The following is a 14948-nucleotide window of genomic DNA, read 5'->3' as shown; positions in this document are numbered from 1 at the left end:
CCCAAGCTAAAGGAGACATACCTTGACGACAGAACGCTCCAGCGCGGACGCGCTGTTCGCGGGCAACCGCGTGACGCTGGCCAGCTACGAGGCGAAGCACTTCGGCTGGTCGGTCGAGGGCCGCGTGGCGACCATCACGCTGAACCGCCCCGAGCGCAAGAATCCGCTCACGTTCGAATCGTATGCGGAATTGCGCGACCTGTTCCGTCAACTTGCCTACGCCACCGATGTGAAAACCGTCGTGCTGCACGGCGCGGGCGAGAACTTCTGCTCGGGCGGCGACGTGCACGACATCATCGCGCCGCTCATCGACTTGCCGATGCCCGAACTGCTGATGTTCACGCGCATGACCGGCGACCTCGTTAGGGCCATGCGCCATTGCCCGCAGCCGATCATCGCCGCGGTGGACGGCGTGTGCGCGGGCGCGGGCGCGATCCTCGCGATGGCATCCGACATGCGCTATGCGACCGCGCGCAGCAAGCTCGCGTTCCTGTTCACGCGCGTGGGCCTCGCGGGCTGCGACATGGGCGCGTGCGCAATCCTGCCGCGCATCATCGGCCAGGGCCGCGCGGCCGAACTGCTCTATACCGGACGCTCCGCAAGCGGCGAGGAAGGCCACGCATGGGGCTTCTATAACCGGCTGTGCGAACCGGAAGCGCTGCTCGCCGAGGCGCAAAAGCTCGCAGCCGATCTCGCGGCGGGCCCGACCTTCGCGCACGGCATCACCAAGACGATGCTGCACCAGGAATGGACCATGAGCATCGATGAAGCCATCGAGTCGGAAGCGCAGGCGCAGGCGATCTGCATGGCGACGCGCGATTTCGGCCGTGCGTATGACGCCTTCGCGGCGAAGACGCGCCCGGTTTTCAAGGGAGATTAAGACAGTGAATACGCAACTGAGCGCAGCGGCTGAACAGAATTTGCATGGCGCGCTCGCGTGGCCGTTCTTCGAAGACCACCACCGCGCGCTCGCGACCGGCGTCGAGGAATGGGCGCGCGTGCATCTCGCACATGTGCCGCACGATAACGTCGACGACACATGCCGCGCGCTCGTGCGCAAGCTCGGCGCGGCGGGCTGGCTGCGCTACGGCGTGGGCGGCAGCGCCTGGGGCGGCCACGGCGACACCATCGACACGCGCGCCGTGTGCCTGCTGCGCGAAACGCTCGCGAAGCATTCGGGCCTCGCCGACTTCGCGCTCGCGATGCAGGGCCTCGGCTCGGGCGCGATCTCGCTCGCGGGCACTGACGCGCAGAAGTCGCGCTACCTGCCGCGCGTCGCGAGCGGCGAAGCGCTCGCCGCGTTCGCGCTCTCCGAGCCGAACGCGGGCTCCGACGTTGCCGCGATGGCGCTGGCCGCGCGCGCCGATGGGCACGACTACGTGCTCGACGGCGAGAAGACGTGGATCTCGAACGGCGGCATCGCCGACTTCTATGTGGTGTTCGCACGCACCGGCGAAGCGCCGGGCGCGCGCGGCATCAGCGCGTTCATCGTGGACGCCGACACGCCGGGGCTCGAAATTGCCGAGCGCATCGACGTGATCGCGCCGCATCCGCTCGCGCGCCTGCGCTTCGCCGGCGCGCGCGTGAACAAAAGCCAGATGCTGGGCGCGCCGGGCGAAGGCTTCAAGATCGCCATGCGCACGCTCGACATCTTCCGCACCTCGGTGGCCGCCGCGTCGCTCGGCTTTGCGCGCCGCGCGATGGACGAAGGCCTCGCGCGCGCCGCGTCGCGCCAGATGTTCGGCCACACGCTAGGCGATTTTCAGCTGACCCAGGCAAAGCTCGCGCAGATGGCGCTCACCATCGACAGCAGCGCCCTGCTCGTCTATCGCGCCGCGTGGCTGCGCGACCAGGGCGTGAGCGTCACGCGCGAAGCCGCCATGGCGAAGTGGCATGCGAGCGAAGGCGCGCAACAGGTGATCGACGCGGCCGTGCAGCTCTGGGGCGGCATGGGTGTGCAAAGCGGCAACATCGTCGAATCGCTCTACCGCGAGATTCGCTCGCTGCGCATTTACGAAGGCGCGACCGAGGTTCAGCAACTGATTGTCGGACGCGACCTGCTCAAGGCCTATCACACGGAACATTCATGAAAAAAGCCCTTCTTCCCGCAGGCTGGGTCAAGCCGCGCGGTTATGCCAACGGCGTCGCCGCCGTGGGCACCCAGGTCTATATCGCCGGCCAGATCGGCTGGGACGAGAACGCGCGCTTCACGAGCCGCGAGTTCGGCGCGCAAGCCGTGCAGGCGCTGCGCAACATCGTGGCCGTGCTCGACGCAGCGGGCGGCAAACCCGAGCATCTGGTGCGCATGACCTGGTACGTCACCGACAAAAAGGAGTACATGGCATCGCTCAAGGAGATTGGCGCGGCGTTTCGCGAGCTGATCGGCGACTACGACATCGCCATGAGCGCCATCCAGGTGGTCGCGCTCATGGAGGACGAGGCGAAGGTGGAAATCGAGGCCACGGCCGTGATTCCCGACGACGCCCGCTTATCCAGCCAATAAGCGAGCCAATAAGAGCCAGGCAACAGAACCCCCTACAAGGCTGTGCGCAGCCAAGCCGGAGATCATCATGCAACCGACCGCTCACGTCGATACCTTTGCACGCGATAACCTGCCGCCCGAATCGCAGTGGCCCGCGTTGCTTCTCGACAATCCCGACGTCGCTTACCCCGCGCGTCTGAACTGCGCGGCCGAGTTGCTGGACCGCGCCATCGAGGCCGGGCATGGCGCGCGCCCGGCCATCTGGTCCGAAGTCGACGGCAAGCCGCAAGCGACCACCTATGCGCAATTGCGCGAACGCGTGGACCGCAGCGCCCACGTGCTGGTGGAGGACATGGGCCTGAAGCCCGGCAATCGCGTGCTGCTGCGCGGCCCCAATACGCTGCAGATGGCCGTTGCGCTGCTGGCATCGTTGAAGGCCGGGCTCGTGGTGGTGCCCACCATGCCGCTGCTGCGCGCGAAGGAACTCAAGCAGATCATCGACAAGGCGAGCGTGAGCGCGGCGCTGTGCGACGTGCGTCTCGCCGACGAACTCGCGCGCTGCACCCAGTCCGACGACGAATTCTTCTGCGCAAATCTCGCGCAAGTGCGCTACTTCCACGACGACGCGCCCGGCAGCCTCGAAAGTCTCGCAGCCGCCAAGCCGGCCGAATTCACCGCATGCGACACGGCCAGCGACGACGTCTGCCTGATCGCGTTCACGAGCGGCACCACGGGCACGCCGAAGGGCTGCATGCAGTTCCACCGCGACGTGATTGCGATGTGCGACCTGTTCCCGCGCCACGTGCTCAAGCCCACCGCGGACGACGTGTTTTGCGGCACGCCGCCGCTAGCGTTCACGTTCGGGCTGGGCGGCCTGCTCTGCTTCCCGCTGCGCGTGGGGGCCTCGACCGTGCTGATCGAAAAGCTCACGCCCGCGCTGCTGTTGCAAACCATCGAGCGCTTTCGCGCGACCACCGTATTTACCGCGCCTACCTTCTACCGGCAGATGGCGCCGCTCGTGAAGGACTACGACATATCGACCTTGCGCCAGACCGTATCCGCGGGCGAGGCGCTGCCGCAGGCGACGCGCGACTTGTGGCGCGAAGTAACCGGCATCGAAATGATCGACGGCATTGGCGGCACCGAGATGATCCACATTTTCATTTCCTCGGCGGGCGGCGACGTGCGGCCCGGCTCGATCGGGCGCGCGGTGCCGGGCTATGTGGTGCAGGCGCTCGACGACGACATGCAACCGGTGCCGCCCGGCGTCACCGGCAATCTCGCGGTGCGCGGGCCCACTGGCTGCCGCTATCTGGCCGACGAGCGGCAGAAGAAGTTCGTGCGCGACCGCTGGAATTTGCCGGGCGACGCCGTCACTATCGACGCCGACGGCTACGTGTTCTACCAGGCGCGAGCGGACGACATGATCGTCTCGTCGGGATACAACATCGCGGGCCCCGAGGTCGAGACCGTGCTGATGCAGCATCCCGCCGTGGTGGAATGCGGCGTGATCGGCGTGCCCGACGAATTGCGCGGCCAGGTGGTGAAGGCCTTCGTGGTGCTGCGCCCGGGCTTCGAGGGCAACGACGCCATGGTGGCCGAGTTGCAGGCCTTTGTGAAAAACGCGGTGGCGGCCTACAAGTACCCGCGCCTCATCGCGTTCATCGATGCGCTGCCGCGAACCGAAACCGGCAAGCTCAAGCGCTCGGTGTTGAAGACCATGTGAGTGCGCCGAACCCCGGCGAAGCGTCGGGCGAGGTCCGCTGTGTGGACGCGGCGGCCCCCGCGCAGCACCGCTATTGCGTCAGTTCCTGATGCAAGGCCCGATATTCGCGCGAGAGCTTGTGTCCTGGGTCGAGGTGAACCACGGGAGTCGCCTGCTGATGCGATTCGCGGATCTTCACGGATGAGGACAGCCGCGAAGCCAGCACCGGCAAGCCCTCGCCGATCAGCTCGTCGACCAGTTTCTGAGGCAGGCTTGCACGCGGCTGAAACTGGTTGATGACGATACCCTCCACCTCCAGCGCGGCGTTGTGATCCTGCTGGATCTCCTTCACGTTTTCGAGCAGCGTGTAAAGCGCGCGCCGGGAGAAGTCGTCGCAGTCGAACGGAATGAGGCAACGCTCGACGGCGATCAGCGCGGCGCGGGTGTAGAAGTTCAATGCCGGCGGCGTGTCGATATAAACCGCGTCATACATGTCGAGCTCGTTGAGCGCATCGCGCAGCTTGTAGATCTTGTAGCGCGATTCCAGTTTGCCGTGCAGCGTATCCAGGTCGGCATGACCAGGCATGATGTCGAGATTTTCAAACGGCGTCGGATGAATGAACGACGTCACGTCCACGGGTTTGAAGCTGAACGTCAACGCGGTTTCAAAGAAGCTCGCGACGGTGGAGCGCGCCTCGCCTGCTTGCGCGCCCAGCAGGTACTGGGTTGAATTCGCCTGCGCGTCCAGATCGATGACCAGCGTTCTCAGCCCTTCGCTGGCGCTAATTGCAGCAAGATTGCAAACGATCGTCGACTTCCCTACGCCACCTTTCTGATTGAATACGACACGCCGCATGCTCGTCTCTCGAATGGAAATTTCTAATAGAGCCGACAGCATACATGAACGTTGCTGCACTGCCGCATGCGAACAATAAGGTCGGGATTGAATGGCCGGATGGAATCGTTTCCAGCCGCGCGATGGAACCGTGGAAATAAAAAACGGGCGACCGTTGCCGGCCGCCCGTGGATTACCGCACTGCTACCTCTACCGCTGCTGGCTTACCACTTCCAGCCCACCCCCGCGTTCACGCCCACATCGTGGCCCGTCGTCGAGACGCCGGCGCCATAGCCCCAGCGGCCATTGCCCGACAAGCCCTTGAAGTTCACCGCAACCGCGCTGTAGCCCTGGTACGAACCGAAGCCCACGCCCACCGTCTTCTCGCCGGCGTTGAGCGACGGCAGATACGTGCCGCTCATGGCCATGGCGAGCGCCGTGCCGGCGTAGGCCGTGCGCGCCACGTTGTTCACGTTGCTCTGCACGCTGCCGAGCTGCGAGACCGTTGCTGCATCGGTCGGCGCCACGCCCGCCGCGATGTTGGTGAGGCGTCGCTCCGTGCCCTGCGCACCGAACGAGACGGTGTTGTCCTGGTCAGCGACCGAGCCCTGGCCGATGGCCACCGAGTTGTTGCCCGGAGCGGAGGCGCCATAGCCCACTGCAACCGAACCCGCACCCGAGGCACGCGAGTTCACGCCCACCGCCGTGCCGTTATGGCCCGCGGCGATCGAGCCCGCGCCGACTGCCACGGTGTTCGCGTTTGCCGTCGTGGCACGGTAGCCCATGGCCGTCGAGTTGTCGCCGGTGGCGTTGGCGCTCGAACCGTAAGCCGTTGCGCCTTCGCCGTTGGCGGTCACGCACAGACCCGAACCCGTTGCGTCCACACCGTTCACCGACGAGCAGTTCTGCACGCTGGCGTTCTGGATCGCACCGCCCGTCGCGCCACGCGTCTGCACCGTGCCGTCGTTGTTCATGCCGCCGGCCAGCGTGCCCATGAAGGCGTTGCCCGAGGCGTTCGCCGCGTCGACCATCTGGACCACCGGCGCAATCGTGGTGGACAGCGAGCTGACCTGCGAGCTGACCGTCGAGAGGCCGGTCGACAGCGAGGACATGCCCGTCGAAGTCGAGGTCGACAGATCGCTCACCGTCGACGACAGCGAGCTGACGCCGCCGGAGCTGCTCGAAGCCGCCGTCGAGAGGCTCTGCAGGCTGCTATTGGTCGTGTCGATGCTGGTCGACAGCGAGTTGAAGCCAGCCGACGTAGCCGTCGACAACGAGTTCAGGTTGGCGTTCGTCGTATCGATGCCGGTCGAGAGCGAGGCAACGCTCGACGAGGTCGACGTCGACAGCGAATGCAGGTTGCTGTTGGTCGTGTCGATGCCGGTCGAGAGCGAGGCCACGCTCGACGACGTGGACGTCGACAGCGAATTCAGGTTGCTGTTGGTCGTGTCGATGCCGGTCGAGAGCGAGGCAACGCTCGACGAGGTCGACGTCGACAGCGAATGCAGGTTGCTGTTGGTCGTGTCAATGCCGGTCGAGAGCGAGGCAACGCTCGACGACGTGGACGACGACAGCGACTGGACGCCGGTCGAGAGCGAGGCGACGCTGGACGACGTGGACGTCGACAGCGAATGCAGGCTGCTGTTGGTCGTGTCTATGCCGGTCGAGAGCGAGGCTACGCTAGACGAGGTCGACGTCGACAGCGAGTTCAGGTTCGTGTTCGTCGTGTCGATGCCCGTCGACAGCGAGGCCACGCTCGTAGAGGTCGAGGTCGACAGCGAGATCACGACGGTCGACAGCGAAACCATGCCGGTCGAGAGCGACACCACGCCCGTGGACAGAGAGCTCACGCTGGTCGAAGTCAGCGTGGACAGCGACGAGAGACCCGTCGACAGATCCAGGTAGCCCGTGGACGTCGAAGTCGAGAGCGAGTCGAGCATGCTGTTGGTCGTATCGAGACCGGTCGACAGCGACGAGAGACCCGTGGAGGTCACGGTCGAGAGCGAGCTGAGGCCCGTCGAAGCCGAGGTCGACAGCGAGTCGACGCTGGTCGAGAGCGACGCGGCGCTCGTGGAAGCCGACGTGGACAGCGAGTCGACGCCCGTCGAGAGGCTCGACAGGTTGCTGTCGGTGGTCGAAAGGCCGGTCGACAGCGAGGACAGACCCGTGGAGGTCACGGTCGAGAGCGAGCTAAGGCCCGTAGATGCCGAAGTCGACAGCGAGTCGACACCCGTCGAGAGGCTGGCCAGGTTGCTATCGGTGGTCGACAGACCGGTCGACAGCGAGGACAGACCCGTGGAAGTCACGGTCGACAGCGAGCTTAGACCCGTCGAAGCGGAAGTCGAAAGCGTGTCGATGCTGGTCGAGAGCGAGCTGGCGCTCGTCGAAGCCGAAGTCGACAGCGAATCGACGCCCGTGGAGAGGCTGGTCAGGTTGCTATCGGTGGTCGACAGACCGGTCGAGAGCGACGAGAGACCCGTGGAGGTCACGGTCGACAGCGAGCTGAGGCCCGTCGAAGCGGAAGTCGAAAGCGTGTCGATACCAGTCGAAAGCGAGCTCAGGCCCGTCGAGGTCGAAGTCGACAGCGTGTCGACGCCGGTGGAGAGGCTGGCCAGGTTGCTATTGGTGGTCGAGATGCCCGTCGAGAGCGACGACAGCCCCGTGGAAGTCACCGTCGACAGCGAGCTGAGGCCCGTCGATGCCGAAGTCGACAGTGTGTCGATGCCGGTCGAGAGCGAGCTCAGGCCCGTCGAGGTGGACGTCGACAGTGTGTCGAGGCTCGTCGAAAGCGAGCTGGCGCTCGTCGAAGTCGACGTGGACAGCGAATCGACACCGGTTGAGAGGCTGGCCAAGTTGCTATTGGTTGTCGAGAGACCCGTCGACAGCGAGCTGATGCCCGTCGAAGCCGAGGTCGACAGCGTGTCGACACCTGTGGAGAGGCTGGACAGGTTGCTATCGGTGGTCGACAGACCGGTCGACAGCGAGGACAGACCCGTGGAGGTCACGGTCGACAGCGAGCTCAGGCCCGTCGAAGCCGAAGTCGACAGCGTATCGATGCTGGTCGAGAGCGAGCTGGCGCTCGTCGAAGTCGACGACGAGAGGCTGGCCACGTTGCTGTTGGTGGTCGAGAGACCGGTCGAGAGCGAGGTCAGACCGGTGGAGGTCACGGTCGACAGTGAGCTGAGGCCGGTCGAAGCCGAAGTCGAGAGATTGTCGATCGCCGTCGACAGCGAGCTCGTGCCGGTCGAGGTCGAGGTGGAGAGGCTCGTGAGGTTACTGTTGGTGGTCGACAGACCCGTCGAGAGCGAGGACAGACCCGTGGACGTCGTGGTCGACAACGAGCTGAGACCCGTCGATGCCGAGGTCGACAGCGTGTCGATGCTGGTCGACAGCGAGCTGGCGCTCGTCGAGGTCGACGACGAAAGGCTCGCCACGTTGCTGTTGGTGGTCGAAAGACCCGTCGAGAGCGAGGTCAGACCCGTGGACGTCGTGGTCGACAACGAGCTGAGACCCGTCGATGCCGAGGTCGACAGCGTGTCGATGCTGGTCGACAGCGAGCTGGCGCTCGTCGAGGTCGACGACGAAAGGCTCGCCACGTTGCTGTTGGTGGTCGAGAGACCGGTCGACAGCGAGGTCAGACCCGTGGACGTCGTGGTCGACAACGAGCTGAGCCCCGTCGATGCCGAAGTCGACAGCGTATCGATGCTGGTCGACAGCGAGCTGGCGCTCGTCGAAGTCGACGACGAGAGGCTGGCCACGTTGCTGTTGGTGGTCGAGAGACCGGTCGACAGCGAGGTCAGACCCGTGGACGTCGTGGTCGACAACGAGCTGAGACCCGTCGATGCCGAAGTCGACAGCGTATCGATGCTGGTCGACAGCGAGCTGGCGCTCGTCGAAGTCGACGAGGAGAGGCTGGCCACGTTGCTGTTGGTGGTCGAGAGACCGGTCGAGAGCGAGGTCAGACCCGTGGACGTCGTGGTCGACAACGAGCTGAGGCCGGTCGATGCCGAGGTCGACAGCGTGTCGATGCTGGTCGAGAGCGAGCTGGCGCTCGTCGAAGTCGACGACGAAAGGCTGGCCACGTTGCTGTTGGTGGTCGAGAGGCCGGTCGAGAGCGAGGACAGACCCGTGGACGTCACGGTCGACAGCGAACTCAGGCCAGTCGATGCCGAAGTCGAGAGATTGTCGATTGCCGTCGACAGCGAGCTCGTGCCGGTCGAGGTCGAGGTGGAGAGGCTCGTGAGTTTGCTGTCGGTGGTCGACAGACCCGTCGAGAGCGAGCTCAGGCCCGTCGATGCCGAGGTCGAGAGATTGCCGATCGCGGTCGACAGCGAGCTCGCGCTCGTCGAGGTCGACGTGGAGAGGCTCGTGACGTGGCTATCGGTGGTCGAGAGGCCAGTCGAAAGCGAGCTCAGGCCCGTCGATGCCGAGGTGGAGAGGCTGCTGAGATTGCTATTGGTCGTCGAGAGGCCGGTCGAGAGCGAGCTGATACCCGTCGAAGCCGAGGTCGAGAGCGAGCTGACGCTCGTCGAAAGGCTCGAGTCGCTCGTGCTCAACTGGGCGACCGTCACCGCATCGTGCGGCGCGGCACCGTCCGCGACGTTGGTCACGCGACGCAGTTCGGTTGAGTTGCCGACCGAGACTTCGGCCGCGGGCGCGGCCGAGCCGGTGGCATAGGCGGCGCCCGTCGGGGCGGCCGCGCCGGTCGTGCTGTTGGCGCCGATCGCCACGCTGTCCGCATAGGCGGCGTTCGCGTTCGCGCCGATTGCCACGGCATTCGTTGCGCCGGCCGTCGTGGCGCTACCGAGTGCAACCGCGCCGACACCGTTGGCGGTCGTCGTCAGACCGAGCGCGACCGCGCCGTTGCCCACCGCCTGATTGGCGCTGCCGAGCGCTACCGCGCCGTCGCCTGTCGCGCTTTGCGCACGGCCGATGGCCACCGCGCCGCCCGCGGCGGTCGTGCTATTCGCATTCGTGGCGGCCGAGCCGATCGCCACGTTCTGCCCCGTCGCTCCCGCTACAGAACTGTCGCCCTGGGCGATGCCGTAAGCGCCACTCACCGTGGCCGAGCGGCCGAGCGCGATGCCGGACGTCGCCGTGTCTGCAACCGACGCCTGCGGGCCCATGGCGATGGCCGACGTGGCGCCCGCTGCAGCTTGTGTGCCAATGGCGATCGCATCCGTCGCGCTGGCGGTTGCATAGGTACCGAATGCATAGGAGCCTTGGCCCGATGCGGTGGAGTTGATGCCGATCGCATTCGAGCCGCTACCCGAGGCCTTGGCGCCCCACCCGATGGCGCTCGTGCCAACGCCCGTGGCTTGTGCACCGCAACCAGTCGCGAACGAGCCATTGCCGGTTGCAAGCGTGTTCGCATTGGTGCCCGTTTGCGCCGACCCGCTGGAAACCGCAACGTTACCTAGGGTCTGTGCACCCGTCCACGTGTTGATGCCGCCGGACTGTCCCGGACCCTTGTTGGAGATTGCGCCGTACGAAAGCTGGGTGGTCTGTGTGCCGAAGCCGTACAGACCGCCCGTGTAGCTTGCTCCAGTACCATAGATCATGCTGGATACGCTGTTCGCCCCGGCGGGACTCAGCATGCCGCAGTCGATTGCGCCAACGAGCGCGACACCGTTGAACGAAGCCGAAATGGTGTTCCCGTAATACGTATAGGTGGCCGCGCCGTCGACCGCCTGATTGCTGCCATTGGCGACTACGTGAGCCGCAAGCGCGGGCACCGAAACGGCCATGCTAGCCGCTACGCAGAGCGCCGTCAGCACCCGGCTGACCTTCGGCTTGCTCCGTTTCCCTCGTGCAGAAGTCAGCTCGGATACAGCAACCCAGGCGCCCAGCGCCTCATTCCATACACAGCGATATGCCTTGTTCATGACACCCTCGGGTCAGTCTCTTGAGCCTTCTCCGGCTCCTTGAATTCGGTTTTTTTAACCGGCCAGACGTTTCCGCTTTTGGTTCGGAAATCGATATTGCAAGCATTCCATCCGGCACTGACCCGCTCTATAGAAATCCTTCTAATACCCCTGGACGCACCCCCTCTATCGAATTTGTCCTAGCCGCACAGCCCACTGCAAGGCTGAAAAGTGCGGTTTTTTAGCACTTTACCCACCAAACTTTTAAATTTTTATAAATCGCCAATCTAGTAATTGACGCAAATAAGCCACTCCCCTCACTTTCGAATTTTTACGGCACGGTTGGCCATCTAAAAATCAACCGCACCCCTTCGCGATTTAAATTCGAGATATTCGAATTATTCCGATATCGACACTTCCAGCACCGGCGCAAACTGCCTCTCATAGCGCGTCCCTGCAATTTCATCCCCCGCGCCAATACACGGAAAACACATCATGAGAATCGGCATTTCGGTGCTCAGTCACGAGGGCCAGAGCATCTGGCAGAACGGGCTCGGCCAAAACGTCATCTTCATTACACAAGCTTTCCAGCGGCTACCGTTCGTGGAGTCGGTCGTCCTCATCGATGTCGGCAGCGAACGGAGCTTGCCGCAACCGGTCGACGCCATCGCACCGGGGTTGACCATCCTCACCCAGCAAGAAGCCACCGACGCCGTCGACGTGGTCATCGAGATGGCCGGTGCGCTCGACAACGCCTGGCTCGATCTGATGCGTGCGCGTGGCCGCAAGGTGGTCTATTACTGCTGCGGGCAACCGTACGTGGGGCTCGTGGAGCCGGTGGTGTTCAACAAGCCCGTGCACACTTCGCGCCCCGACCGCTGCGACGAAATCTGGGTGGTCTCAAAGGACCGCCTGCACGTGCCGATGATGCGCACGCTGCACCGCTGCCCCGTGCACGTGGTGCCGTACGTCTGGCATGCGGGCTTCCTGCAGGCGCGCATCGCCGAGCTGGCCCAGCACAACCTCGAGTACGGCTACGACACGCAGCGCAGCCGCAGCGCTCGCGAAGCCGCCGGCGGCGCGCTGCGCGTGGCGATCTTCGAGCCGAATATCTCCGTGGTGAAATGCTCGAGCATTCCAATGCTGGCCTGCGACGAGGCCTATCGCGCCGACCGCGCAAGCGTCGCCGCGCTGCATGCGCTCAACACGCTGCACATGAAAGATCACCTGACGATGCTGCACTTGGCCAACTCGCTCGATCTCGTGCGCGAGCATCGCGCCACCTTTCATGGCCGCCACGATATCGCGGGCTTCATGAGCCAGCACACGGATGCCGTGGTCGCGCATCAATGGGACAACGACCAGAACTACAGCTATCTCGACGTGCTGTACGGCGACTACCCGCTCATTCACAACTCGCCGTGGCTCGCCGGCTTCGGCGCGGGCTACTACTATCCGGGCTTCGACGCTCACGAAGGCGGCCAGCAACTGATTGCCGCCGCGCGCACGCACGACGCCGGGCTTGCCGCGTACCGCACACGTACGCGCGCCGTGCTCGACGCAGTTGATCCGTATAACGAAGAAAATCTGCGTGGCTATGCGCAGCGCCTGCAAGCGCTCGTTGAGCACGCCCCGCTCCGGAGGTCCGTATGAACACGCCCGCAACCGCCCAGTCGCCTGCTCAGAATACGATTCAGCCGGCATCCTCGCAGCGCCGCCGCGCCGCGTCCACGCCACGCGGCCTCAAGGTCGGCGTGTCGCTCTTCGTGCGCAAGGGCGAGCAGTCGCTGTGGGAAAACGGCATCTTCCAGAACTGCCTGTTTCTCGTGATGCTGCTGCGCAAGATTTCCTCGGTGGCCGAGGTCTATCTCGTGATCGGCGGCGGCGACGGCGATCTCGACGATGCGCGCCGCTTCATCAAGGACGCGCCCGCGCCGATCATCGACATGGCCGACGCGGCCACGCGGCTCGACTTGATGATCGAAATGAGCGCACAGCTCGACCGCGCGTGGATTGCCAACTTTCGCGATCGTGGCGGCAAGGTCGTGTCGATGCGCGTGGGCAACGATTATGTGATCGACATCGAGCGCATGATCTTCAATCTGCCGCACGCGCTGCTCATCAGCGGCGCGCACTACGACGAGATCTGGACCCTCGCCGAGTACGAGACCACCTGCATGCCGTACTACCGCAGCGCCATGCGCGCGCCGGTGCGCATCATGCCTCACCTGTGGACCCCGCTCGTACTCGAGAAAGCGGCTGCCGCGCTGCCCGAAGGCCAGCATTTCGGCTACGAGCCGGGCCGCCGCCGCTGGCGCGCGGGCATCTTCGAGCCGAATATCTGCATGGTCAAGACCAGCCAGATTCCGATGCTGTGCTGCGAGAGCGCGCACCGCGCGAATCCCGATGCGCTCGAACACGTATGGGCCTACAACACGTTCAAGTCCAAGGAGCACGCGGGTTTTCGCAGTTTCGCCAATAGTCTCGACATCGTGCGTCACGGGCTGACGTCGTTCGAAGGACGCTATCCGTTCTATCAGGTCATGGCGCGGGACGTGGATGTGGTCGTCACGCATCAATGGGAGAACCCGCAGAATTACCTGTACTACGAAGCATTGCACGGCGGCTATCCGCTCGTGCACAACTCGCACCTGATCGGCAATTGCGGTTATCGCTATCACGATTTTGACTGCGAAGAAGGCGGGCAAGCCTTGTTGCACGCCGTCGCCACGCACGACAACAACCTCGATTCGTACCGGCGCGATGCGCAAGCGTTCCTGGCGACGCTGCACCCCGAGTATGCCGCCAACGTCCACGCCTACGGCGCCGCCATTGCCGCGCTGTTCGAAAAGGAAGCAGCATGAGCACCGCCACGCACAACAGCAATAACCAAGCCAAAAACCTCAGAATCGGCATCACGATCGGGCTGCATCAGCCCAACGAAACGCTCTGGAACAACGGCATCAAGCAGAACGCAGTGTTTCTCGCCGACACGCTGCGGCACTGCCCCGGCGTCGCGAGCGTCACGCTCGTGAACACGACCGCCGTGCCGGTGACGCGCGAACTGCCGTGGAGTCTCGAACGCTGGCCCACACGCGCATTCGACGAGGCGAAGGACGAACTGGATCTCGTGATCGAACTGGGCGGCCAGCTCGACGGCGAACGCACCGCGTGGCTGAAGTCGCGCGGCGTGCGGCTGGTGTCCTACTGCTGCGGCTTCGAGTACATCCACGCCACCGAGGGGATGCTCTTCAACAAGCCCATGTGGAACGGCAATCTGTTCGTCAACCAGCGCTACGACGACATCTGGATCATTCCGCAAGTGGCCGGCAACAGCCAGTCCTACCTCGAAGTCCTGCGCCGCACGACGGGGCGCGTCGTGCCGTTCGTCTGGAGTCCGGTGTTTCTCGAAGAGCGCACCCGCGCGCTGCCCGGCGGCGGCGTGTACGCGCCGCGCGACGAAGGCCGCGCGCCGGCCAGGCTCACGGTGATGGAGCCCAACATCAACGTCGTGAAATTCTGCCTCTACCCCGCGCTAATCGCGGAACTGGCCTACCGCGAGCGCCCCGAGGCTATCGAGTTGCTGCAGGTGACCAATGCGCTGAAGCTCGCGCAGGAGAACCGCGATTTCATCGCGCTGATGAACCAGCTCGATATCGTGCGCGAGCACAAGGCGCTGTTTCTCGGCCGCTACGACACGCCGACCTTCCTCGCGCAGAACACCGACGTGGTGGTTTCGCACCAGCTGGAAAACCCGCTGAATTATTTCTATCTGGAAGTGTGCTGGCAAGGCTACCCGCTCGTGCACAACGCCACGCTATGCCGCGAGCTCGGCTACTACTACGAGGCCAACGACGCCCATGACGGCGCACGGAAACTGATCGAGGCCATCGACGCGCGCGGGCGCGACACCGCCGGCTGGCGCATGCAGCAGCGCCGGGAAATCGCGCGTTTCCTGCCGTTCAACGAGCGGGTCGTGAAAACGTATCAGGCACTGCTCGATGAGTTGATGGCGCGGCCGCTGCGGTGAAGGCTGGCAGGCGGCCGCGATTGAAGGAATTG

General features: G+C 64.6%; 9 protein-coding genes. 7 read left to right on the top strand and 2 right to left on the bottom strand.

The genetic code is table 11. The features are described from left to right. Positions 1-22 precede the first annotated feature (22 nt). The 4 genes from NH14_RS05385 (at position 23) to NH14_RS05370 (ending at position 4208) form a co-directional block, all read left to right on the top strand. A complete protein-coding gene (locus NH14_RS05385) occupies positions 23-880 on the top strand; it encodes an enoyl-CoA hydratase family protein (protein WP_035528841.1) in 858 nt (285 codons plus the stop codon). A gap of 16 nt (positions 881-896) precedes the next feature. Beyond that, a complete protein-coding gene (locus tag NH14_RS05380; RefSeq protein WP_035529175.1) occupies positions 897-2090 on the top strand; it encodes an acyl-CoA dehydrogenase family protein in 1194 nt (397 codons plus the stop codon). Next, entirely contained in the window at positions 2087-2503 is a 417-nt protein-coding gene (locus NH14_RS05375) for a RidA family protein (protein WP_168727131.1), read from the top strand. Before NH14_RS05380 ends, NH14_RS05375 begins: the two co-directional genes overlap by 4 nt. A 67-nt stretch (positions 2504-2570) precedes the next feature. Beyond that, entirely contained in the window at positions 2571-4208 is a 1638-nt protein-coding gene (locus tag NH14_RS05370) for an AMP-binding protein (protein ID WP_035535364.1), read from the top strand. A 70-nt stretch (positions 4209-4278) separates the two neighbouring features. Here NH14_RS05370 and NH14_RS05365 read toward each other — a convergent pair whose 3' ends face one another. Both NH14_RS05365 and NH14_RS05360 read right to left on the bottom strand, forming a co-directional pair. Next, on the bottom strand, positions 4279-5043 hold the full coding sequence (locus tag NH14_RS05365; protein ID WP_035535368.1) for a ParA family protein: 765 nt from the start codon (positions 5041-5043) through the stop codon (positions 4279-4281). A gap of 203 nt (positions 5044-5246) precedes the next feature. After that, a complete protein-coding gene (locus NH14_RS05360) occupies positions 5247-10907 on the bottom strand; it encodes an ESPR-type extended signal peptide-containing protein (RefSeq protein WP_168727130.1) in 5661 nt (1886 codons plus the stop codon). A gap of 474 nt (positions 10908-11381) precedes the next feature. On the opposite strand from NH14_RS05360, the gene NH14_RS05355 reads away from it, so the two are divergent. The 3 genes from NH14_RS05355 to NH14_RS05345 are packed head-to-tail and all read left to right on the top strand — an operon-like array spanning position 11382 to position 14916. Continuing rightward, complete coding sequence (locus NH14_RS05355) at positions 11382-12539, top strand: DUF2827 domain-containing protein (RefSeq protein ID WP_035520951.1); 1158 nt, start codon at positions 11382-11384, stop codon at positions 12537-12539. Next, entirely contained in the window at positions 12536-13750 is a 1215-nt protein-coding gene (locus tag NH14_RS05350) for a DUF2827 domain-containing protein (RefSeq protein WP_084224935.1), read from the top strand. The genes NH14_RS05355 and NH14_RS05350 overlap by 4 nt, the downstream gene beginning before the upstream one ends. Next, entirely contained in the window at positions 13747-14916 is a 1170-nt protein-coding gene (locus NH14_RS05345) for a DUF2827 domain-containing protein (RefSeq protein ID WP_035520953.1), read from the top strand. Before NH14_RS05350 ends, NH14_RS05345 begins: the two co-directional genes overlap by 4 nt. Positions 14917-14948: the final 32 nt, after the last annotated feature.

It is taken from the genome of Paraburkholderia sacchari (assembly GCF_000785435.2).
Taxonomy (GTDB): Bacteria; Pseudomonadota; Gammaproteobacteria; order Burkholderiales; family Burkholderiaceae; genus Paraburkholderia; species Paraburkholderia sacchari.
The sequence above is the reverse complement of the archived record's forward strand: the minus strand, read 5'-3'. Positions and strand labels throughout refer to the sequence as shown.